This is a genomic window from Ochrobactrum sp. Q0168 (assembly GCF_016427605.1).
In the GTDB taxonomy this organism is placed as follows: domain Bacteria; phylum Pseudomonadota; class Alphaproteobacteria; order Rhizobiales; family Rhizobiaceae; genus Brucella.
This window is the reverse complement of the sequence record NZ_JAELXQ010000012.1, coordinates 55,822-77,687: the sequence shown is the minus strand read 5'-3', so window position 1 is coordinate 77,687 and position 21,866 is coordinate 55,822. Positions and strand designations below refer to the sequence as shown.

Sequence of the window (21,866 nt, the reverse complement as noted above, 5' to 3'; positions counted from 1 at the left end):
CGATATTCTCGCATAAAAATTGGAAGCAAGATAATTTACCTTATTTTATCAACACATTAATCAATTTTTCTCGGCTTCGCTGAATCTGCTTGGTTAATGGTATTTTTTTGGTATCTTCAAGTTGGAGGTATCTTCATGGCAGAGTTTTTCATTGGCGTGGATGGCGGCGGCACCGGATGTCGCGCTGTGGTGGCAGATGGCAACGGTGCGATTCTCGGAACGGGACGCAGCGGATCGGCCAATATCGTCACCGATCCGCAGACTTCGCTCGTCAATGTACGCGCAGCCATCGACAATGCCTTCGCCGATGCAGGGCTGGACCAGAGCCATTACGGCGAAAGCCATGCGGTGCTGGGCCTTGCTGGCGGCAATGTGCAGGGCGCGGGCCTGCCGATTGAACGCGGTCTCCCCTTTGCTCACGCCAATGTCGAATTCGACGGTCTCATCGCATTGCAAGGTGCGCTCGGCGATCAGGATGGCATCGTCGCCATTCTAGGCACTGGAACGGCCTATATCGTCCGCCAGCAAGAGCGCATTCATTCTGTCGGCGGCTGGGGTTTTCCGCTCAGCGATCTTGGCAGCGGCGCGCGGCTTGGACAAAGCCTGTTGCAGGAATGCCTGCTTGTGCATGATGGCATCCACCCTCGCAGCCGCCTGACGACAGATGTGCTCAACGAGTTCGGCAACAACCCCGACAATCTGGTCGAATTCGCCTGGACGGCCAAGCCCGGCGATTTCGGCAAATATGCGCCGCGTATTTTCCAATATGCCGCCGAAGGCGACGAGACGGCACGCATGCTTCTGGAACGATCGGCAGGCTATGTCAGCGAAACGCTGGAGATGCTGATTGCTCAGGGCGCAGAACGGATCAGTCTGTTGGGCGGCATGGCGCCGCTTTATGTGGAGTGGCTTCCCGCGAGCCAGCAAAAGCTCATTGTCCAACCGGCAGCTGACGCTTTGACCGGAGCATTGCAACTCGCACTCAAGCGCTATGGCCACAAGATGGATGAGGCGCGTGCATGAGCGGCAATTTCAGCGCCTTTCTCCCCAAGAACCTTCAGGGCACCGGGCCCTCTTCTGGCGCGGGACCGCTTTACATGCAATTGCGCCAGTCGCTGGAAGCAGCCATCCGTGCCGGGCATCTGGCCGATGGAGAAGCGCTGCCGCCCGAGCGGGACATTGCGGAATATGCCAATATCAGCCGGGTGACCGTCCGCAAGGCGGTGGATGATCTCGTCAAATCGGGACTTCTCGTGCGCCGCCATGGCTCCGGCACCTTTGTCGTGCGCCCCAGCGAGCGCGTGCAGCAATCGCTTTCCATGCTCACGTCCTTTACCGAAGACATGGCGCGGCGTGGCATTGCCACCCAATCCAAATGGCTGGAACGCGGCCTTTATTATCCCTCGCCCGAGGAAATGATGAAGCTCGGCGTTTCGTCTGAAACCCGGATTGCCCGGCTTGGGCGCTTGCGCATGGCAAGCGATCTGCCGCTGGCTATCGAACGTGCGACCTTGTCGAGCGAAATTCTGCCCGATCCGAACGCTGTACAGGGGTCGCTTTATGCTGAGCTCAGTCGTACCGGCTTTCGTCCGGTGCGCGCTGTGCAGCGTATATCCGCCTGTAACATCAAAGACCCCGATGCCCGGATACTTGGCGTCACGACTGGCGATGCCGGTTTGTCCATCGAGCGTATTTCCTATCTCGCATCGGGTCGCGCGGTGGAGTTCACCAAATCGCTCTATCGTGGCGACGCCTATGATTTCGTAGCGGAACTCTCGATACCATCGGCCTAAAATCCGAAATTAGCCGATACAAAAAACGGCCCGTTTCCGGGCCGTTTTCTTTTGTCTAATGATGCTTCGTGCCTTGGCGCGCCAGATCTGCAGTCGGATCGGCTGCAAGACGCTTGCGGGCACGGTCATCCATCAGCTCGTACCACATGGCATTGAGTACAGCAAAAGCTGCGGCGAGCGGCAGGCCCAGAAGCCAGGAAAAATACCACATATTGCTTTCCTTTCTTGGATTGAAAGGCGCGGACGGCTTGGCCGTCCGCGGCCCGATCAATAAGCGTGGTTGCTCTCGTCCTCGATCATTTCCTTTTCCACCTTGCCCCACAGCACCCGGTAAACCCAGGAGGTGTAGGCAACGATGATCGGCAGGAAGATCAGGGTCACGACCAGCATGATGAAAAGCGTCATATGACTGGAAGACGAATCCCAAACCGTCAGGCTTGCCCGGGGATCGAGCGAAGACGGCAGAATGAACGGGAACATCGAGACGCCGACCGATGAGATGATGCCGAAGATCGTAAGCTTTCCCAGCAGAAGCGGTGCAACTTCACGACCGCCGCGCAGCGTCAGGAACACCGCAATCGCACCCAGAATGCCAAGTGCTGGAGCAATCAGAAGGATCGGATGACTTGCATAGTTGGCGAACCATGCACTGTGATCCAGTTCCACGGTCTTGCGCAGCGGATTGGAAGGTCCATCAGTGACGATGGCGCTTGTGATACGGTAGCCTGACACCCAGAACCAGCTGGCAACGCCGGCAAGAGCATAAAGAACAAGCGTGAGAAGTGCAGCAATGCTGCCATAACGCCGTGCTCTTTGCTGGATCTCTCCCGAAGTTTTGAGAACCAGCCACGAGGCGCCATGCATCGCCAGCATGGTGACCGACAACACGCCGCACACAAGTGCAAAGGGGTTGAGCAGACCGAAGAACGAGCCCTCATAGAAAATCTGAAGATCATCGTTGAGACGGAATGGGACGCCCTGCAACACATTGCCGACTGCAACGCCGAAGATCAGCGCGGGCACGAAGCCGCCGATGAACAGGGCGATGTCCCATCCGCGACGCCAACCCTGGCCCTCGCGCTTCGACCGATACTTGAAACCGACCGGACGCAGGATGAGGGCAAAAAGGATAGCGAACATCGCCAGATAGAAGCCCGAGAAAGACACCGCATAGAGCGGTGGCCAGGCGGCGAAGATAGCGCCGCCGCCGAGGATCAGCCAGACCTGGTTTCCTTCCCAGACCGGGCCAATCGTGTTGATGATGATGCGGCGCTCGACATCTGTTTTGCCGACGACAGGCATCAGAATATCCACGCCGAGATCAAACCCGTCCATCGCGGCAAAGCCGATCAGCAGCACGCCGAGCAGTACCCACCAGATGATGCGAAGGGTTTCATAGTCCAACAATTCGCTGAGTATCATGGTCATTACTCCGCAGGCGCAATGCTAGCAGGTGCAAGCATGGCTTCAGGTTTGCTGTCGGGTTCCGGTCCAGCTTTGATCGCGCGTATCATCAGGCCCATTTCGATGATGAACAGGACCGTGTAGATCGCGCAGAACCCGATGAGGGTGAGCAGAACCGTCGATGCACCGAGATTGGAGACGGCAACCGCTGTCGGCAGAATACCTTCGATAATCCACGGCTGACGCCCGAATTCAGCAACGATCCAGCCCATCTCGGCAGCGATCCACGGCAGCGGAATTGCAAAGACCGCCACTTTCAAAAGGAAACGATGCTGATCAAGCTTGCGCCGCGCCGACAGCACAAAGAACGTGCCAGTCAGCAAAATCAGGAAGAACCCGATGGCGACCATGATTCGAAATGCCCAGAACAGTGGCAGAACGCCGGGCACCGTGTCGTTCGCGGCCCTGGTGATCTGTTCGTCGGTGGCCGTGCGCGGATCGTCCACATAGCGTTTCAGGAGAAGAGCGTAGCCGAGCCATTGGCTGTTATCGGCGAAAACGTCCTTCACATCCTGCGGCACTGTGCCGGTATCGCCAGCGGCGCGAATTTTCTGCAACGCATCATAGGCGACGATGCCGTTGCGGATATGGTTCTCAGCATTTTCGACCAGCTCGTTGATGCCCTGGATCGGTGTCGTCAGCGAACGTGTGCCGATCAGACCCATGACCCATGGAATATGCACGGCGAAATGGGTTTCGCGCGCTTCCTGGTTCGGGAAGCCGAAGACCGTGAACGAAGCCGGAGCGGGTTCTGTTTCCCACATCGCTTCAATGGCCGCGATCTTCATCTTCTGGTGTTCGTTGGCCAGATAGCCGCTTTCATCACCCAGAACGACGACCGAAAGCGATGCGGCCAGACCAAACGAAGCGGCAACTGTCATCGAACGCTTGGCGAGTTCCACCGAGCGGCCTTTCAGGAGAAACCAGGCGGAAACACCCAGAACGAAAATCGAAGCGGTTGCGTAACCGGCCGAAACCGTATGCACGAATTTGGCTTGCGCCACAGGATTCATCAAAACCGCGAAGAAATCGGTGATTTCCATGCGCATGGTTTCAGGGTTGAACGCCGACCCCACCGGGTTTTGCATCCAGCCATTGGCGATGAGAATCCATAGCGCGGAAAAGTTCGAACCTGCCGCAACGGCATAGGTCGCGATCAGGTGGCCGACCTTGGAAAGACGGTCCCAACCGAAGAAGAACAGACCAACGAAGGTCGCCTCAAGGAAGAAGGCCATCAGGCCCTCAATGGCGAGCGGCGCGCCGAAAATATCGCCCACATAGTGGCTGTAATAGCTCCAGTTCATGCCGAACTGGAATTCCATTACAATGCCCGTCGCGACACCGATCGCGAAGTTGATGCCAAACAGAGTACCCCAGAATTTCGTCATCTGTCGCCAGATGAGTCGCCCCGTCATCACATAAACGGTTTCCATGATGGCCAGCAGCACGGAAAGACCCAACGTCAGAGGTACGAAGAGGAAGTGATAAAGTGCCGTGATTGCAAACTGCAATCGCGACAGGGAGACAATATCGAGTTCCATCTTTTTCAGCCGGTAGTTCCCGGCCCTCCTAGAGCATTTGCGACCAGGAAATTCCCTGGCATCGCAGAATGCGACCAAAACGATTTAGTGTTGCACGTCGCATAAATCGGCAGACGCGACGCGCCTTCGCGTAACGGACCCCGTCATGACATTGTCCGTCTCGAAACGAAAAGCGGATGAGAAACCGCCCGTCGTTCCCATTCTCGATTGTCGGCAAAGCCCCAGTATCTGGGCTTTTGCCCGCCCGGTTCACCTCATGGATTCGAGGATTTCACCGAAACGTTGGTCACTCATGCGCACAGACTCAACGAGAGCGCCTTGATTCAAAACAATGATCCGGTCGCAAATCCGCGCTTCGCGCCGGATATGTGTCGCGACCAGCAGCGTGTGTCTGCCCGACTGCGTCCGCAATCGGGTCAAGACATCTTCGGCGGTTGCAGCATCCAGTCCTTCGGTCGGTTCGTCGAGCAGCCACAATGAAGAATCGCTTAAGAACAGTCGCGCCAGAGCCAGACGTCGCGCCTGCCCACCGGACAATCCCAAACCGCCCTCACCCAGCATCGTATCGAGGCCTGCCGGCAATGTTTCGACAAATTCTCCGAGACCGGCTGTGTGCAAAGCCTGCATCAGCTTCGCGTCATCGGCATCGGGTTTGGCGAGCCGCAGATTATCGCGCAGGCTATCCTGAAAAAGCTCGGTGCGCTGGGTCAACAAAGCGCTGGCCAACACTTCCGCGCTGTCATCCGTCCCCGGGATTTCGCCTGCGAGCAGGTTGAACAAGGTCGACTTGCCCGCGCCGCTGGTTCCGACAATGGCGACACGCTCACCGCTTTCGACAATGAGATTGATGGATTTCAAGGCATCGACGGCTGCGTCTTCATGGCGGACAGAAAGATTACGAAGCTCCACGGCAATGCCATCCGGTGGCGTTGGCAGACTTGTAATCGACGCTCCTTCACGCAATTTTGGCCCAACTCGCCGCGCAGCCAGAATGGTGCGCCCCAGTTCCATCGCACCGCGCCGCAGCGCCGCGAAAGGTTCCATCGCGCCGAGAATAACAAGCATCGCCAATGCGGCTACCGGAGCGCCGATTGTCCCGGCCTGAACAAGCCAGCCGGCGCCGATCAGTCCACCGGCCAGAAGTGCGGCATGTGCCACGCCGAGGCCAGCGCCGGTTCGAATCTCAATGCGATTGAGGGTGCGGTCCGCCGCTGCCACATAATTGTCAGCCCGGATGAGCGCTTCTTTTTGCGCCTGCATCCGTCCGGCCATGAGCAATTCCGTCTGGCCCGCGACCAGATCGATTGTGCGGGCGCGCAAGGCCTCGGTGCCCTTGGCTCGTCTGCGCATCGGCTTTTCCGAACGCAGCGCAGCCAATAACGGCAGGCTCAGGCCTACGATCAGAAGCACAAGTGCAACAGAAAGCCCGAACAGCGGGCTCATCAGCGCAAGCGCAATTCCCGCCACCAACGCGGTTGCAAGTGCGGCACCAATCGGCACGACGACACGCAGATAAAGCGAATCCAGCGCATCGATATCTGCGGTCAGACGGAATAGAAGACGCGCAGGGCGTTTCAAAAGTGTATTGGCCGCTGCCGGTTTTGCCCAGCTTCGAAACAGCTTTTCGCGCAATGCCGCCAGAATGGCGAGCGTTGCGTCATGCGTGACAAGTCGTTCGAGATAACGCGCGCCCGTCCGCACAATGGCAAGAAACCGGATACCGGCTGCCGGTGCAAAGACATCAAACACAATAGCCGTGGCGATACTCAAGCCCGCAATGGCCGTTGCCGTGATGAACCAGCCGGAAAGGCCAAGGAGCGCGATGCCAGCCAGAACAGTCACTGTCGCGGCTGCGATGCCTGCGTAAAGAGCAGCAGCTTTGGTTCTGAAAAACAGGCGCAGGATTGGACGGAGCGCTTGCAAACCGTTCATTCGGCTGCCCTCCTCTGCCACAGCGGATCGGTATTTTGATTGTCGTTCAATCGTATAATGCGGTCCATCCTGCGCGCCAGTCCCTCATCATGGGTGGCGACGATCAGGGTTTTGCCCTTGGCCAGCCGTAACAGGCTGTCGGCAATATGCGTGGCCGTCTCGTGATCGAGATGGGCCGTCGGCTCGTCGGCAAGAATGATATCGGCCTTGGGATCGACCGCGATGCGGACCAGTGCAAGCCGCAAGGCTTCGCCGCCCGAAAGCCCGGCACCGTTTTCCCCAATAACGCCGTGACCGGTGACGCCAGTCACATGCGCGAGCGCCATATCTTCGATGATGGTCGCGGTCGGTCTGGCAACAGCTTCACGCCCAAGCGTGATGTTGTGGCGTGCGGAGCCTGCAAATATATGCGGCTTTTGTCCGACCCAGCTCATGCGTTGGCGTAACGCCTCCGCATTTTCAGGTGCCATGCTCGTGCTGCCGATACGTATTGCGCCTGTTTGCGGCGCTGCCAGCCCGGCGATCAACGCCAGAATGGTGGACTTGCCATAACCGCTTGGCGCAAGCAGAGCGACATGCTCCCCCGCCTCGATTGCCAGGTTGAAATCTGTCAAAACCGAAGGCCCTGCCGGATATTGAAAGCCGACATCGCGCAGTTGAACGGAGGGGGCCGTTTCTTCCAGTTCACCCGCCGTGGCGCTGCTGTTGCCGACAACCGGCATGGAATGACGGCTGAGCTTCTCCAGCGCATCGATGGCGGCTTCGCCCGATGCACGGTCATGCCAGACTGCGGAAAGGTCACGCAACGGCTCAAAGAAAGCGGGCGACAGAAGCAGGATAAACAAGCCTTCGCCGAGCGTCAGCTGGTGTCCCCAGGCACCGAACTGCAATGTGCCGAGCAGGTGGAAGCCGATATACACGGCAACCATGGCTACGCCAAGCGCCGCAAAAAGCTCCAGCACAGCGGAAGACAGAAATGCAATCCGCAGAACCTTCATGGTTTTGGTGCGCAGGGTCTCCGCGTTCTCACGCAGCCGCGTGGCGGTGGCATCGACAGCATGAAAACTGCGAATCGTGGTCAGGCCACGCAGCCGGTCCAGCAGAAAACCATTCATGCCGCCAAGCGCCACGAGCTGCTTTTCGCTCGCGGCCTTCGCACGCCAGCCAATCAGCGCCATGAAGATCGGGATCAAAGGCGCTGCAACGAGCAAAACGAGTGCCGCCGCCCATGAAAACCAGAACACAGCCAGCAGGATCGCCAACGGCATCAGCATGACCCGGATGCGCACCGGTACGAAACGGGACAGATAAGGCACAACCATTTCCGCCTGTTCGGCGAGAATGCTCGCAGCCTCCCCCGACGATGGCCGGGCTGTGTCGAGCGGAGACCGGCTGGAAAGCGCTGCAAAAGCCCGTTCGCGCAAGGCTGTCAGTTCACCGCGGGCGGCGTCGAGTGCCTTGGCCGCGCCAGCACCGTCGATCAGACTGCGCAGGCAACCCAGCACGAATATGCCGAAAGCTGCATAATAAATTCTGTTGTCGAACCCCGTATCGGCGAGACATCCGATGGCATAGGCAATCAGCCCGGCCTGCGGCAGCCACAGAAGCGCTGCCAGTGCCTGAAGATTTGCCCCCCGGCGAAGCATGGTCGGAACCGCCCGACGCCCGGAACGACGCTTGGAGGGACTTGCGCGGCGGTTGCCGCCTGTCGCCTCTCCGTCGACTAGCGTCAGTTTTTCCGCCAGTTGCTCCGTTTGGGGGACATCAGATGTCAATCTCGCTTAGGCTCCTTCTTGGCCGATGTTCGCCCGCGTCCCAAAGCCACGATCCTGTCAGTGGTTTCGAGGAAGCGGGTCACCTTGGCGCCAAGCGCCAGCAGGCTTGTCAGACGGTCAGTATCGAGTTTCTTGACGTCGTCGTACCAGTTGGTCAGACGCTCGATCAGGCTGTACATGTCTTTCATGCGCTCTTGCGCATAACGATCGCCGTCGTCCTGCGGGGCTTCCATCAGCACTTCGCGCAAAACGGACAGGGTCGGATCGATCTCGCGCTTCTTGCGCTCTTCGGCAAGCGTGCGCAGAATTTGCCAGACATCATCCGGCGTCGTGAAGAAATCGCGACGGTCGCCGGGAATGTGCTTCAGAAGCACAAGGTTCCAGCCCTGCAGTTCGCGTATGCCCATGGAGACATTCGAGCGTGACACACCAAGCGCGTCAACGATCTCGTCGGCGCACATCGGCTGAGGCGACAGATAAAGCAGCGCGTAAATCTGCCCCACTGTGCGGTTGATGCCCCAACGGCTGCCCATCTCTCCAAAGTGGAGCACGAACGACTGAACGATTGGCGACAATTCCAAAATTCTCTCTCCCGTATTTTCTGAACTTTCAGAAATTACTGAAATCCAGATAATCTAAATGATGAAAACCTTCAATCCGCCTGACCATCGATGCGCCGCATCTGGACAATTGGCCGCAGCCGCCAGCACTCCTCCAAATGCCATTGGCCGCTCCTTCCGGACCTAACTGGCCGCAGGCAATACGCTTCAGATTCGGGAAAGAGCGAATATCGAGACCGAACAAGAGGATATGAGTCTTTAAGCGAACCCGAAAAAGCTCAGTCCGTTCGTCCGAAAAACGATGGCGGCCCTTACCGGAAGAAGCCGCTGATTTTCCCCGTTCTGCACTGCGGAAAAGCCGAAAACGCCCCTTCCGCACCCTCAAGCATGATGTCTGCCGGCCTCAATCGGGGTCGGAAGATGAAGGCAGCTCCCTGCTGTCCTGCGTCGTGTCGCGATGGATCACGGCGCGGCTGAGCAGCATGAGCGTCACCGGCGTTGTGATGACCACAAAGACGGTAATCAATACTTCATGCAGAATCGGCTTCGATTGCAAGATGGAGAAAAACATGATCGATGCGATCAAGATTCCGCCAGCCCCAAAAGACGTGCCGATGGTCGGCGCGTGAATGCGTTCGTAGAAGGTCTTGAAACGCACAAGGCCAATGCATCCGACGAGCGTCAGGAAAGCACCGGCGACGAGAAAAAACGAAATGAGGATGGCGGCCCAAAGCGGAATTTCGGCTGCATGAATCATTCGATCACCTCCCCGCGCATCAGGAATTTGGCGAGCGCGACAGTAGCGACGAAACCAAGCAACGCGATGATCAGCGCAGCCTCGAAATAGATATCGCTGCCAGTGCGAATGCCGAAGGTGATCAACAGCAGCAAGGCGTTTAGATAAAGGGCGTCGGTGGCGAGCACACGGTCCTGTGCCCGAGGGCCGACCAGCAAGCGATAAACCGCGCAGCCCATGGCCGCGATCAGCATCAATTGTGCTGCGAGCAGAGACCAGAAGATGATAACGGCACTCATGCGGATTTCTCCTTCTCGACAACGTCTGCTGCCCCGAAAATCGCAATCAGCGGCTTCTCATATTTCTGTTTAATCAGATCGCGCCAGACTTGTGCTTCTTCAAGGTCGAGCACATGAATGGTCAGTTCGCGGCGCGCGCTGTGATGATCCACCCAGGCTGTGCCGGGTGTCGCCGTCACCACGCAGGCGAGTACCGCCAGCGCCGTGCGATTTTCGAGCTCCAGCGGGATAACCACGAAACCGGGGCGACGCTTTCTTCCAGACAGAATAATGCGCGCCACAGTGATGTTCGATTGCAGAATATCGAGGCTGAACGTGGCGAAAAGCCGGAGCATAGTCGGGATCGAGCGCAGATGATTTTTCTGCGGCTGCAGCGCCGTCATGATCTGGCAAGCAAACAGCGCAATGACCGCACCAAGGATCAGCTGAGCGCGAGTAAATCCGTTCAACAGCAGCCAGAACAAAAGCAGTGACGCGAACAGCAGCGGATAGGGCAGGATTTTTCTCATTCTACCTCCGCCGCCTGCGCGCCTGTTGCCTTGGAGGGCCCATATTCGATCTTGGGCGCTTTCAGGACACTGTTGATATAATCGGACGGATGATGCAGCGAGCGTGCCGTTTCGTCCATGTAACGCATGGCGGGACCGGCTGCGATTGTCAGCGCAAGGCAGAGCGCCAGAAGCCCCGCAATCGGCACCACTTCGCGCACCAGAACGCGCGGAACATTACCTTCGAGGGACGCCCAAAAGGTGCGGATGCCGGTACGCGTCATGGCGATGAGCGCCGAAAGACCTGAGAGCAGGATCAGCGCAATCAGCGCCCAGCTTGCCGGACTGACCGGCATGGCCAGTTGCGGCGCCGCCCCGTCGCCGTTGAAGACAGCTGCAAGGATCAGGAACTTGGCGATGAAACCCGAAAATGGTGGTAGGCCGATCAGCAAAATGGCGCATATCGCGAAGAATGTACCGAGGATGGCAAGGGTCGCGGGCAAGACTGCACCGACCTCTTCCTCTTCTTCTTCCTCCTCATCGTCGCCATAGGCTTCCATCGTCACCGCAAGAACGTTGGCGGCAGCGTCCTGTCCGCGTTCGACAAGCTCAATCAGCAGGAAGAATGCGGCAATCGTCAGCGTGGAACTGACCATGTAGAACAGTGCTGCACCGGCCATTGCTGTATTGCCGCTGCCAATGGCGGCCAAGAGCGTTCCGGAGGAAACGAGAATACTGTAACTCGCAAGCCTGCCCATGGCCTGCGACGCGACCACGCCGATCAGGCCGAAGGCAAGCGTGACCATGCCGCCGAAATAGAGCCAGTCATTGCCGAAACCATAGGACGAGCCAGCATTGATGCCGAACATCAGCGGCGACAGGCGCAACAGCACATAAATGCCGACCTTGCTCATGATCGCGAAGATCGCGGCAATCGGCGCTGCCGCTGCCGTATAGGTCGGCGCTAGCCAGAAATTGAGCGGCCACATGCCCGCCTTGATCAGGAAGGCGACGCCCAGTACCGCAGCTCCCGCTTCCAGCAGCATCCGGTCTTCAGGCGCAACCTGCGTAATCCGCTGCGCGAGGTCCGCCATGTTGAGCGTGCCGGTGACACCGTAGATGAGGCTCACTCCGATCAGGAACAGCGACGATGCTACCAGATTGACCGCGATATAATGGAGGCCCGCCTTGACGCGCGCCGGACCGGAACCATGCAGCGCCAGACCATAGGAAGCGGCCAGCATGACCTCGAAGAAGACGAACAGGTTGAATAGGTCGCCCGTGAGGAACGCGCCATTCAGCCCCATCAGCAAAAGCTGGAAGATCGTGTGGAAATGCGGGCTTGCCTTGTGCCAATGCGCCAGCGCGAAGCTCAGCGCGGCCATGCCGAGGAGGCTCGCCAGCAACAGCATCATCGCCGCCAACCGGTCGAGCACCAGCACGATGCCAAACGGTGCAGGCCAATTGCCGATCAGATAGACGATGGCTTCTGGCGCCTTTTCGCTGGCCATGCCGACAAGCACGCACGCAATGCCGATGAGACCGAGCGTCGAAAGCGAGTTGATCGCCATCTTCAGCTTGCGGTTGCGCTCGTCGATTAACAGCAAAACCGCAGCCGTCACCAGCGGCAGAACGATGGGAGCAACGATGAGGTGTGATTTCCAATCCATCTCAGTTCTCTTTGCCGTCGACATGGTCGGTGCGTGTCAGACCGCGCGAGGCGAGCAGCACGACAAGGAAGAGCGCCGTCATGGCGAAGCCGATAACGATTGCCGTCAGCACGAGCGCCTGCGGCACCGGATCGGTATATTGGGCGGCCTGCACGTCCAGACCGGAGTCCAGCACCGGCGCAGCGTTGGAGCGCAGCCGCCCCATCGAGAAGATGAACAGATTGACCGCGTAGGAAATCAGCGACAGGCCGATTGCCACCTGAAACGTGCGCGGGCGCAGCACCAGCCAGACGCCGGACGCCATCAGCACCCCGATTGCGAGAGCAAGAACCAGCTCCATCAGTTCTCCTCCTTCGCAGTCGCCGCGGCGAGTTTTTCGACGCGATGTTTACGGATCGATTGGTGCGCCAGCGCGATCAAAACGATGACGGTTGCACCCACGACGAGCGTGAAAACACCGAAATCAAACAGCAAGGCGCTCGCCATTGGCATTTTTCCGACATGCGGTATCTCCACATATTGGAAGAATGTCGTCAGGAATGGATAGCCGAAGAGCCACGCGCCGGAGCCGGTTGCCGCAGCGCTCAGCAAGCCGATGCCGATCCACCGCAGCGGCAGAATGCGCAGCCTGTCTTCAACCCAGCGGGTTCCGGCAGCCAGATATTGCAGGATGAAGGCAATCGCCAGCGCAACGCCAGCCGCAAACCCGCCCCCCGGCAGATCGTGCCCGCGCAGGAACAGGTGCACGGCCAGAACGATGATGACCGGGAACAGCCATTGCATGATGACCGACGGCACAGCCAGATAATCGTTCAGCGTTTCGCCCGCCTTGCGATCCGGCATGGCTTCGTCATAGGCGTCCTGAATCTTCTGCTGGGCGGTCGAGCCGGTGGAATCCGGTGCCGGACGGAAACGACGCAGCAGCGCGAAGACGGTCAGTCCGACAATGCCGAGAACGGCAATTTCACCGAATGTATCGAAGGCGCGGAAATCAACCAGAATGACATTCACGACATTCTTGCCGCCGCCGCCCGAATAGGCATTTTGCAGGAAATAATCGCCGATGCTGTTAGGCGACGGGCGCGTCATCATCGCATAGGCAATGATCGAAACACCGACGCCGCTGGCAATAGCCAGCACAAGATCGCGATAACGGCGGATGCGCGGTCCGATCTTCACCGGAACTGGATCGGGGTCTTCCCAGCGCTTCGGCAGCCAGCGCAGACCGAGCAACAACAGAACCGTCGTGACGATTTCCACCAGAAGCTGGGTCACCGCGAGATCAGGCGCTGACAGCCAGACGAAGGTGATGCAGGTGATAAGCCCTGCCCCGCCGAGCAGGATCAGAGCAGCCAGACGGTGATACTTGGCCTGATAGGCTGCACCGACAGCGCATGCGCAGCCGAGCAGCCAAAGGCCCGCAAAAATCGGATCGACCGGCTGCGCGCCCAAAGTGCCGGAACGCAAGCTCCCCTCGATCAACGGCCAGCCAGCGACCACAACGGCTATGGCAACAATGATGCGCAGCTGCGGCTGCAGGCGGCGTGTGCTGAGGAAATTTTCAGCCTTGCGCGCCCAGTTCCACGATAGTGTCACCAGTACGCGTTCGAAAATGCGCTGGCCTTGCAGATGACGGAATAGCGGTGGTCCGTCCTCGCTGGTTGCCAGATAGTTTTTTAGACACCAGTGCAGAAGCACGCCGCCGATCATTGCAGCGATACTCATCATCAGCGGCAGATTGAAACCATGCCAGACGGAAAGGCTGTATTCCGGCGTTGCATCACCAAGCACCGAGCGCACCGCCGAATGCAGGAATGGGCCGATGGACAAGCTAGGAACGATGCCGATCAAAAGGCAGAGCATTACAAGAAGCTCGATAGGACGACGCATCCAGTGCGGCGGCTCATGCGGTTCACGCGGCAGATCATGCGGCGGCGGGCCGAAGAAAGTGGAGTATATAAAGCGGATCGAATAGGCCACCGTGAAGATGCTGGCGAGCGTCGCCACGTATGGCGTAATCGTGTCGAGCCAGGATGCCAGATGCGTTTCGACCGCCTCGGCAAAGAACATTTCCTTGGAAATGAAGCCATTCAACAACGGAACGCCAGCCATGGCAGCACTCGCCACCATGGCAAGTGTCGCCGTATAGGGCATTAATCGGAACAATCCGCTCAGGCGGCGCATATCGCGCGTGCCCGTTTCATGGTCGATGATGCCTGCCGCCATGAAAAGCGACGCCTTGAAGATAGCGTGGTTGACCATGTGGAAGATCGCAGCCACTGCGGCAAGCGGACTTCCAAGACTCAACAGCGCAGTAATCAGGCCCAGATTGCTGATCGTCGAATAGGCGAGCAGACCTTTCAAATCCTGCTGAAAAACGGCAAAAAAACTTGCCAGCAACAGCGTGATGAGCCCCGCAGAACCCAATATCCAAAACCATTCTTCGGTTCCAGCCAGTACCGGCCACAGGCGGGCGAGCAGAAACACACCAGCTTTCACCATGGTGGCCGAATGGAGATAGGCCGAAACAGGCGTCGGTGCGGCCATCGCATTCGGCAGCCAGAAATGAAACGGAAACTGGGCGCTTTTGGTGAAAGCGGCGAGCAGAATCAAGACAAGTGCGACGGTATAAAGCGGATGGGTGCGAACCTCGTTGCCCGCTGCCAGCACTACGTCGAGATCGTAACTGCCGACGATATGGCCCAAAAGCAGCATGCCGGCGAGCAGGCAGAAGCCGCCAATCCCCGTGACTGTCAGCGCCATACGCGCGCCATCGCGCGCACTGGCATTGTGATACCAGTACCCGATGAGCAGGAACGAAAAGATACTCGTCAGTTCCCAGAACACGGCAAGCAGGATGATGTTGCCAGACAGAACGATGCCGAGCATTGACCCCATGAAAGCCAGCAGGAACGAGAAGAAGCGCGGAACCGGATCGTCCGGCGACATGTAATAGCGCGCATAGATCACGACCAGAAGACCGATGCCGGTGATCAGCATGGCGAACAGCCAGGCAAAGCCATCCATGCGCAAGGTTACATTGAGACCGTAGGCGGGCAGCCATTCAACTGTACCGCGCAAGACCTTCCCATCGGAGACAATCGGATAAAGACTGGCGGTGAGAATGAAGGCGACGAGAGCGATGGCTGCTGTGAACCAAGCGGACCCGCTTCGGTCGGCGCCTCTGAACAGGCCCGGGACGACGCTGCCCATAAAAGGAAGAAGGACAAGCAGGAAAAACATTCTGCCGTCCATCGTCATGCGCCCAAGGCCTCCAATCCGCTCTTACGTTTTATAATCACACACCTCCGGTCCGAAAGCTGTTCGCACTTTCCGGGATGCGCTCCATTTTATCTTAATTTCCGGGCGCAAAACCGTCAGGCACTTTGCAGGAAATATAGGATCAACTGATCCAGCGCATGCGCAGCTCAGGCAAGCAGCAACTGAAATGCTCCGGTCAGATGTTGTGAGGAATCATATATTCCAATGTCGTTATTATGACCGGCCCGACAATATATTGGCAATAGCTTTTGATCGTTTATATGCGACAAATCAGAGGCTTATCGCAATTTTCTGACTTTTTTACCGCAGAAAGCGATGCGAATCTCTTTCGTTTGCCGCAAGCTCAGCCCTGCAACCTTACCTTGAAGGGCAACCTGCGGCGAAAATCATAAGGGCGAATGATAGGAACAAGGCGTCGCTGACCGAAAGATTCTTATCAGGTTTCTCCTTCAAATAAGATATCCACCAGCTTGGCGGCCTGAACGCGCATATCTGGAACAGCGGTCGATTCCCAGAAGACGCCCTTCGTGACCGGACCGAGCGCAAAGAACGAGCCCGACGGTTCACCCCGCGCATTGATCAGCTGGAAATCCTTGGTGACATCCAGACCGAGATCAAGCGCATCGGGCTTTGCCAGCCCATGCTCCATCAGGCCGAGCAAGGCGGGATTGCGTGTCGTTGAAAACCTTGGGTTTCCGCCGCGGCAATCGATGATTGTCGCAATTCTCAGCTTGTGGAATGAACCCGTGTGGCGCTCGCGGTAGCGTATCGTCATATCGGTTTCATTTTCCTGCACCGAAAGAAGCCGCCCGGCAGCAATTTCAAGCTGTCCTGAAGCGCGTGCCGCGTCGATCCGATCAGCCACAGCGGGCGCCATACGATGGCGGTGCGTGTCCCACCAGGGCCGCAAATGACGCAGAAAACTTTCGCGTTGCGCCAGCGGCAGCCGTGTCCATATCTGCTGGGTGTGGGGCCGCAGTGCATCCATGACGGCGCGCCAGTTCGAACCCGAGCTTTCGGCTTCCTGCATGAGTGCGCGAACGCGACGCAGCAGACTGACAATACCGGAAGCGACAAACAATGAATCTGTGTCGACTTCGAAAGGCTCCGCAGGCGCGTGACGGGCGGGCACCAGTCCGCGCCGCGATATTGCGTGTATCTGCCCCCGATGCCCGCGATCGAGCAACGACAACACACTGTCGACCATGGACAGTCCGGTCCCGAAGATCGCCACCGGCGCGTCCGCTGGAATGTCGAAATAGCCTTTGCTGGACCAGTATTCAGCGACATTCGCGCCAGAAACGGCGATTGCCGTTTCATTGCCGGTCGCGACAATGATCGCTTCTGCCGACACAACGTCGCCTGAATCCGCGACAACAGCAGGCCTGCCGCCTTCGAGAACGACATCGACAATCTCGCGTGGGTCGACAACCAATCTCGGTGTGTCGCCTGCACGGTATTCTTCGACGATATCGTTCAGATAATCGCGGTAAAGCTTGCGGGGTGCGAAAGACTGCGGTTGCCATTCATTGGCGATTTGCGCACCCGCCACCGTTTGCCGGGCATGAAGCCAGTTCAGGAAATGATCGGGTTTGCCAGGAAAAGCGCTCATGTTGCTGGCGCGAACATTGAGGAGATGGCTGGGATTTTCCGTGGAATAAGCGATTCCCCTGCCGATCTGGCCGGATCGCTCAAAAATGCGAACCATCGCATGACGCGAGCGCTCCAGCACTTGCGCCGCAAGAATGACGCCGCTCGCGCCGCCGCCGATAATGACAAAAGACTTCAAACTATCGTGACCTATCCCATTTCGCGACGGTTTGGCCCTCTGAACAGGTTCCGTCGTCCTTCCCATAACCCCACCAATTTAATAAGATTCCAACATCGTGCCCAAGATGTAAACCCTGGTTTGGCTGGGAATTTTCCCACAACGCACAGGCTCCAACCCGCTAACTCTGATCAATACGGAAACAATGGCGGCTTCACCATCCCTATTTGTTGACAGTGTGTCTCTGAAAAGCGGGCTGGCGTTGAACGGTTTTACCCCAATATCTTGGGGCACGTCATGAATGTAACTTCTGGACATTCTGCATCGATAGATGTGTCAGGAAGTTCACAAGCTACTGCAACATCAGGATTAGAACGAATGAACAACAGCCATCTCGCATCCATCAAGAAGCGTCGCACTCAGTATGCTCTTGGCAAGAACCTCCCGCTCGCCAAGGAACAGGTTGCGGAACTGATCCGCGAAGCCGTCAAGCACACGCCTTCGTCGTTCAATTCCCAGAGCTCGCGTGCAGTCATCCTGTTTGGCGCTGAAAGCGACAAGCTGTGGAACATTGCCAAGGAAGAACTTCGCAAGATCGTTCCTGCCGATGCCTTTGCGCAGACGGAAGGCAAGCTCAACAGCTTCGCAGCCGGTGCCGGCACGGTTCTCTTCTTCGAAGACCAGAACGTTGTGAAGGGCCTGCAGGAACAGTTCGCACTTTATGCCGATAACTTCCCGGTCTGGTCGGAACAATCGGGCGGCATGGCGCAGCATTCGGTCTGGACGGCGCTTGCCGACGCCGGTATTGGCGCGAGCCTTCAGCATTACAACCCGCTGATCGACGCAGAAGTCGCCAAGACCTGGGATATTCCGTCCTCATGGAAGCTGCGCGCCCAGATGCCGTTCGGCTCCAATGAACAGCCTTTCGGCGAAAAAGCCTTCATGGACGATGGCGAGCGCTTCAAGGTATTCGGCTGATCCCGAATTTGAGACTATGAGACAGGGCCGGAGATTTTCTCCGGCTTTTTCTTTTTTAGCGGGAACAATATTGCCTGATCGGCGCAGTCTATATTGTGAACCTTCCCCAAATAGGAATCTAATGGCGCGGTGCCAGAGCGAGTCGCGAACATCCGGCTTCTCAAACTATGAGGCGCTATTTTTATGCATGGTCAGGCCCAAACGATGGCTATGACCGAAGGGGAAGTTGCATGACCACCGGAATCCTGTCCTTCAATCACCGTCGCCTTGGCGATATGGCATCCAGAACGAGCCTCCAGTCTGGCTTTGCGCAGCGTCTGTTGCGCAGCGCAATTCCCGCTGCGCTGGCCTTTGGCCTGTTGCTGTCGGCAGCGCCGAAAGCGGCGCAAGCCGCCACGCCTGCCGATACGCTGGTCATCGCCATGGGCATTGATGACGTCATTTCGCTCGATCCAGCCGAAATTTTTGAAATCACCACCTCGGAAGTGCTCACCAGCACCTATGAGCGTCTGGTGACGACAGACACCAAGGACCCGACCAAGATCATCCCGCAGATCGCCGAAAGCTGGACGTTCTCGGACGATGGCCGCTCCATCACTTTCAAGATTCGCAAAGGCCTGAAATTCGCCTCCGGCAATCCTTTGACGGCGCAAGATGCAGCCTATTCGCTGCAACGCGCAATCAAGCTCGACAAAAGCCCGGCTTTCATTCTCAGCCAGTTCGGCCTGACACGCGACAATGCCGATCAGAATATTGTCGCTCCCGATGACGAAACGCTGGTTTTCACAACCGGAAAGGCGTTTGCACCAAGCTTCGTTTTGAATTGCCTCACCTCCAGCGTTGCATCGATCGTAGACAGCAAGCTGGTCAAAGAACATGAACAGAAGTCTGAAAAGACAGACGCTTATCCTTACGATACCGACTTCGGCTATGAATGGCTGAAAACCGGCTATGCCGGGTCCGGCCCGTTCGCGTTGAAGCAGTGGCGCGCCAATGAAGTGCTGCTTCTCGAACGCAATGAGAATTATGCCGACGCCAAGCCAGCCATGAAGCGCGTGATCTATCGTCACGTGAAGGAAGGCAGCTCGCAGCGTCTGCTCTTGCAGGCTGGCGATATCGATATTGCACGCAATCTTGAACCCGGCGATCTGGAAACGCTCAGCAAGGACGACAAGTATCACGTTCTCGCAGCGCCGAAGGGGCGGGTCTATTATCTGGTCGCAAACCAGAATGTGCCTGAATTGGCCAAGCCGGAAGTGCGTCAGGCAATCAAATATCTCATCGATTACAACACTATCGAATCCCAGCTCATAAAGGGCATTGGCCGCACGCATCAATCCTTCCTGCCAACTGGTATGTTCGGCGCGGTGGATGACAAGCCTTTCACCTATGACGTCGACAAGGCCAAGGAACTGCTGGCCAAAGCCGGTTTGAAAGACGGCTTCAAGGTGACGCTCGATGTCCGCAACACGCAGCCCGGTGTGGGTATTGCCGAAAACATCCAGCAGACCATGCGCAAGGCCGGTATCGATGTGGAAATCCTGCAAGGCGACGGCAAGTTGACCACGACCAAGGTGCGTGCGCGCAAGCATCAGCTGGCGCTGGGCATCTGGGGCCCGGATTATTGGGACCCGCATACCAATGCCGTGACCTTCACCAACAATCCGAACAATGGTGAAGACGTATCCATGCGCACCAATGCCTGGCAGGCGCATTGGGATATTCCTGAACTGACGGCTGAAACCATTGCCGCCGCGGAAGAGCGCGATACGGCCAAGCGTGAAGCCATGTATCACGATCTTCAGAAGAAGTTCCAGGAGACCAGCCCGTTCGCGATCCTCTATCAGCAGATCGAAACGGCGGTGACTGGCGCGAATGTGCAAGGTTTCAACATGGTTGCAGACGCCAACTACGTTCAGACGGTGACGAAGGACTAATCAGAACGACCGGGCATCCTCCGATGCCCGGTCTTCTCTTTTAAAGAGCTGTGATTTCTTACTTCGGATCGTCGAAACTGAATGGCGGCAACTGAATCAGTGCCGATTTCAGTGCTTCGGACCAGCTTTCGGATACCGTCTGATAATAAGGGTCCGTTGCCTCGAAGCGCCGCTGCACGCCCGTCTTGAGGCTGTCGGTTTCATAAATCTGCATGTCGAGCGGAAGCCCGACAGAGAGATTGGCCTTCAGCGTGGAATCGAACGAGACGAGCAGCAGCTTCACCGCTTCCTCGAAGCTCATATCCGGTTGATAAGCACGCACCAGAATAGGCTTGCCATATTTGTTCTCGCCGATCTGGAAGAAAGGCGTATCGACCGAGCTTTCGATGAAATTGCCTTCCGGATAGATATAGAACAGGCGCGGCTGGCCGCCCTTGATCTGCCCGCCCAGAATGAAGGAAGCGCCGAAAGCATCCGCCGCCTTCTGACCACCGGTAGCAGAACTCTGAATGACTTCCTTGACCGTGTCGCCGATCAGCCGCGCGACCTGAAACATCGATGGTGCATCAAAGATGGAGGGGTGGCGGTCGGCGGGCGCCTTCATCCGCTCTTCCAGAAGACTGGCGACCGACTGCGTCGTAGCGAGATTGCCAGCCGAAAGCAGAACGATGACGCGATCGCCGGGCTTCGACCAGCTCCGCATCTTGGAAAATTTCGATATATTGTCGAGCCCTGCATTCGTCCGCGTGTCGGACATGAACACAAGGCCGCGATCGATTTTCATTCCAACGCAATAGGTCATCGGCAGTATCCGGCAGGCAATATCATCGTTCTTGTCCGATCACTGCCCTACATTGATGTGAACCGCAAGGCTTTCCGCCGTTCCACCGAGCCTAACCCCCGAAATTGGAGCCGCATCGCGATAATCAAGCCCTGTCGCCAGACGCACATAGCGGTCATTCGGGCAGATATTGTTGGCCGCATCGAAACCAACCCAGCCCAGCCCATCGATATGCGCTTCCGCCCAGGCATGACTGGCAGTCTGGTTTTCCACGCCCTCCATCATGAGATAGCCGGAGACATAACGCGCAGGTATGCCGAGCAGCCGCGCGACCGACAGGAAGATGTGGCTATGGTCCTGACACACGCCTTTGCCCGCGCCGAGCGCCGTCTCCGCGTCGGTGAAAACGCTGGTTGTGCCGGGTACATAGGCCACCGAAGCGTGGACACGGTTCATCAGCTCATGAAGCAAAGCAAGCCGCTCCTGACCGGTTGAAATTTCGCCCGCCAGCGCGCGAATGCCCTCGCCGGGCAGGGTCAGTTCGGTTTCGCGCTCGAACAGCCACAATGGCGCATAGCCATAGACTGGGCCCAGCACGCCGACGCGGTCTTCCACTTCGACGCTACCGCTGGCGGTAATGATAATCTCGCTGATATTGCGATGATGCTGCACCAGATCGGTCTTGTTGCCAAAACCGTCGACATAAGAGACTTCCGGTTCGCCGCCTTCGATCGTCAGCTCCCAGTGCTTCACCACCTGTCCCGGAACGGTCGGCGGACGCAAACGCAAACGCTGCACCGCATAGGGCACTGGGTGTTCATATATGTAATGCGAAACGTGCCGGATATGGAGCTGCAAGCAA

At 57.5% G+C, this 21,866-nt stretch carries 19 protein-coding genes; 4 read left to right on the top strand and 15 right to left on the bottom strand.

What is annotated here, in order from left to right:
• Positions 1–135 precede the first annotated feature (135 nt).
• Both JAU75_RS17950 and JAU75_RS17945 read left to right on the top strand, forming a co-directional pair.
• Positions 136–1,023 (top strand): N-acetylglucosamine kinase, encoded by an 888-nt coding sequence (locus JAU75_RS17950; protein ID WP_199057838.1) that lies wholly within the window; start codon positions 136–138, stop codon positions 1,021–1,023.
• Complete coding sequence (locus tag JAU75_RS17945; RefSeq protein WP_199057837.1) at positions 1,020–1,793, top strand: GntR family transcriptional regulator; 774 nt, start codon at positions 1,020–1,022, stop codon at positions 1,791–1,793. Before JAU75_RS17950 ends, JAU75_RS17945 begins: the two co-directional genes overlap by 4 nt.
• Before the next feature lie 55 nt (positions 1,794–1,848).
• On the opposite strand, the gene cydX is transcribed toward JAU75_RS17945, so the two are convergent.
• The 13 genes from cydX to JAU75_RS17880 form a co-directional block, all read right to left on the bottom strand.
• Positions 1,849–2,004 carry a cytochrome bd-I oxidase subunit CydX gene (gene cydX, locus JAU75_RS17940; RefSeq protein ID WP_078337005.1) on the bottom strand — a complete coding sequence of 52 codons (156 nt, stop codon included), beginning with the start codon at positions 2,002–2,004 and terminating at the stop codon, positions 1,849–1,851.
• Between the two features lie 56 nt (positions 2,005–2,060).
• Entirely contained in the window at positions 2,061–3,215 is a 1,155-nt protein-coding gene (gene cydB, locus JAU75_RS17935; protein WP_199057836.1) for a cytochrome d ubiquinol oxidase subunit II, read from the bottom strand.
• Between the two features lie 5 nt (positions 3,216–3,220).
• Positions 3,221–4,798: a cytochrome ubiquinol oxidase subunit I gene (locus tag JAU75_RS17930; RefSeq protein ID WP_199057835.1), complete on the bottom strand. Its 1,578-nt coding sequence runs from the start codon at positions 4,796–4,798 to the stop codon at positions 3,221–3,223.
• A gap of 249 nt (positions 4,799–5,047) precedes the next feature.
• Positions 5,048–6,730 carry a thiol reductant ABC exporter subunit CydC gene (gene cydC, locus JAU75_RS17925; protein WP_199057834.1) on the bottom strand — a complete coding sequence of 561 codons (1,683 nt, stop codon included), beginning with the start codon at positions 6,728–6,730 and terminating at the stop codon, positions 5,048–5,050.
• Positions 6,727–8,505 (bottom strand): thiol reductant ABC exporter subunit CydD, encoded by a 1,779-nt coding sequence (cydD, locus tag JAU75_RS17920; protein ID WP_371836201.1) that lies wholly within the window; start codon positions 8,503–8,505, stop codon positions 6,727–6,729. The genes cydC and cydD overlap by 4 nt, the downstream gene beginning before the upstream one ends.
• The gene (locus JAU75_RS17915; RefSeq protein ID WP_171058827.1) at positions 8,502–9,086 is read right to left on the bottom strand and encodes a GbsR/MarR family transcriptional regulator; all 585 of its coding nucleotides are present in this window, start codon (positions 9,084–9,086) and stop codon (positions 8,502–8,504) included. Before JAU75_RS17915 ends, cydD begins: the two co-directional genes overlap by 4 nt.
• Positions 9,087–9,468: 382 nt before the next feature.
• Positions 9,469–9,822 (bottom strand): monovalent cation/H(+) antiporter subunit G, encoded by a 354-nt coding sequence (mnhG, locus tag JAU75_RS17910; RefSeq protein ID WP_199057833.1) that lies wholly within the window; start codon positions 9,820–9,822, stop codon positions 9,469–9,471.
• Entirely contained in the window at positions 9,819–10,100 is a 282-nt protein-coding gene (locus tag JAU75_RS17905; protein WP_138786931.1) for a K+/H+ antiporter subunit F, read from the bottom strand. The genes mnhG and JAU75_RS17905 overlap by 4 nt, the downstream gene beginning before the upstream one ends.
• The gene (locus JAU75_RS17900) at positions 10,097–10,609 is read right to left on the bottom strand and encodes a Na+/H+ antiporter subunit E (RefSeq protein ID WP_199057832.1); all 513 of its coding nucleotides are present in this window, start codon (positions 10,607–10,609) and stop codon (positions 10,097–10,099) included. Before JAU75_RS17900 ends, JAU75_RS17905 begins: the two co-directional genes overlap by 4 nt.
• Positions 10,606–12,258, bottom strand: a complete 1,653-nt coding sequence (locus tag JAU75_RS17895) for a monovalent cation/H+ antiporter subunit D (protein ID WP_199057831.1) — start codon at positions 12,256–12,258, stop codon at positions 10,606–10,608. The genes JAU75_RS17900 and JAU75_RS17895 overlap by 4 nt, the downstream gene beginning before the upstream one ends.
• 1 nt (position 12,259) lies before the next feature.
• Positions 12,260–12,598, bottom strand: a complete 339-nt coding sequence (locus tag JAU75_RS17890) for a Na+/H+ antiporter subunit C (protein WP_199057830.1) — start codon at positions 12,596–12,598, stop codon at positions 12,260–12,262.
• Positions 12,598–15,519 carry a monovalent cation/H+ antiporter subunit A gene (locus JAU75_RS17885; RefSeq protein WP_199057829.1) on the bottom strand — a complete coding sequence of 974 codons (2,922 nt, stop codon included), beginning with the start codon at positions 15,517–15,519 and terminating at the stop codon, positions 12,598–12,600. The genes JAU75_RS17890 and JAU75_RS17885 overlap by 1 nt, the downstream gene beginning before the upstream one ends.
• 457 nt (positions 15,520–15,976) lie before the next feature.
• Positions 15,977–17,329, bottom strand: coding sequence for an FAD/NAD(P)-binding protein (locus JAU75_RS17880; protein ID WP_199057828.1), 1,353 nt, complete (start codon positions 17,327–17,329; stop codon positions 15,977–15,979).
• A gap of 357 nt (positions 17,330–17,686) precedes the next feature.
• Between JAU75_RS17880 and JAU75_RS17875 the strand changes: the two genes are divergently transcribed.
• Both JAU75_RS17875 and JAU75_RS17870 read left to right on the top strand, forming a co-directional pair.
• Positions 17,687–18,286 carry a nitroreductase family protein gene (locus JAU75_RS17875; RefSeq protein WP_199057827.1) on the top strand — a complete coding sequence of 200 codons (600 nt, stop codon included), beginning with the start codon at positions 17,687–17,689 and terminating at the stop codon, positions 18,284–18,286.
• Between the two features lie 230 nt (positions 18,287–18,516).
• The gene (locus tag JAU75_RS17870; protein WP_371836200.1) at positions 18,517–20,223 is read left to right on the top strand and encodes an ABC transporter substrate-binding protein; all 1,707 of its coding nucleotides are present in this window, start codon (positions 18,517–18,519) and stop codon (positions 20,221–20,223) included.
• Positions 20,224–20,281: 58 nt separating this feature from the next.
• Here the strand turns inward: JAU75_RS17870 and JAU75_RS17865 are convergent, their stop codons facing one another.
• Positions 20,282–21,025, bottom strand: a complete 744-nt coding sequence (locus JAU75_RS17865) for a proteasome-type protease (protein ID WP_199057826.1) — start codon at positions 21,023–21,025, stop codon at positions 20,282–20,284.
• Positions 21,026–21,064: 39 nt separating this feature from the next.
• Positions 21,065–21,862, bottom strand: coding sequence for a transglutaminase family protein (locus JAU75_RS17860; protein WP_199057825.1), 798 nt, complete (start codon positions 21,860–21,862; stop codon positions 21,065–21,067).
• Between the last annotated feature and the right edge of the window lie 4 nt (positions 21,863–21,866).

Excerpts from the sequence above, each read along its gene's own strand:
- cydC (WP_199057834.1), bottom strand. The coding sequence starts at position 6,730 with ATGAACGGTTTGCAAGCGCTCCGTCCAATCCTGCGCCTGTTTTTCAGA.
- JAU75_RS17885 (WP_199057829.1), bottom strand. The coding sequence starts at position 15,519 with ATGACGATGGACGGCAGAATGTTTTTCCTGCTTGTCCTTCTTCCTTTT.
- JAU75_RS17900 (WP_199057832.1), bottom strand. The coding sequence starts at position 10,609 with ATGAGAAAAATCCTGCCCTATCCGCTGCTGTTCGCGTCACTGCTTTTG.
- JAU75_RS17945 (WP_199057837.1), top strand. The coding sequence starts at position 1,020 with ATGAGCGGCAATTTCAGCGCCTTTCTCCCCAAGAACCTTCAGGGCACC.
- JAU75_RS17875 (WP_199057827.1), top strand. The coding sequence starts at position 17,687 with ATGAACAACAGCCATCTCGCATCCATCAAGAAGCGTCGCACTCAGTAT.
- cydX (WP_078337005.1), bottom strand. The coding sequence starts at position 2,004 with ATGTGGTATTTTTCCTGGCTTCTGGGCCTGCCGCTCGCCGCAGCTTTT.
- cydB (WP_199057836.1), bottom strand. The coding sequence starts at position 3,215 with ATGATACTCAGCGAATTGTTGGACTATGAAACCCTTCGCATCATCTGG.
- JAU75_RS17865 (WP_199057826.1), bottom strand. The coding sequence starts at position 21,025 with ATGACCTATTGCGTTGGAATGAAAATCGATCGCGGCCTTGTGTTCATG.
- JAU75_RS17930 (WP_199057835.1), bottom strand. The coding sequence starts at position 4,798 with ATGGAACTCGATATTGTCTCCCTGTCGCGATTGCAGTTTGCAATCACG.
- mnhG (WP_199057833.1), bottom strand. The coding sequence starts at position 9,822 with ATGATTCATGCAGCCGAAATTCCGCTTTGGGCCGCCATCCTCATTTCG.
- JAU75_RS17895 (WP_199057831.1), bottom strand. The coding sequence starts at position 12,258 with ATGGATTGGAAATCACACCTCATCGTTGCTCCCATCGTTCTGCCGCTG.
- JAU75_RS17905 (WP_138786931.1), bottom strand. The coding sequence starts at position 10,100 with ATGAGTGCCGTTATCATCTTCTGGTCTCTGCTCGCAGCACAATTGATG.
- JAU75_RS17890 (WP_199057830.1), bottom strand. The coding sequence starts at position 12,598 with ATGGAGCTGGTTCTTGCTCTCGCAATCGGGGTGCTGATGGCGTCCGGC.
- JAU75_RS17950 (WP_199057838.1), top strand. The coding sequence starts at position 136 with ATGGCAGAGTTTTTCATTGGCGTGGATGGCGGCGGCACCGGATGTCGC.
- JAU75_RS17870 (WP_371836200.1), top strand. The coding sequence starts at position 18,517 with ATGACCACCGGAATCCTGTCCTTCAATCACCGTCGCCTTGGCGATATG.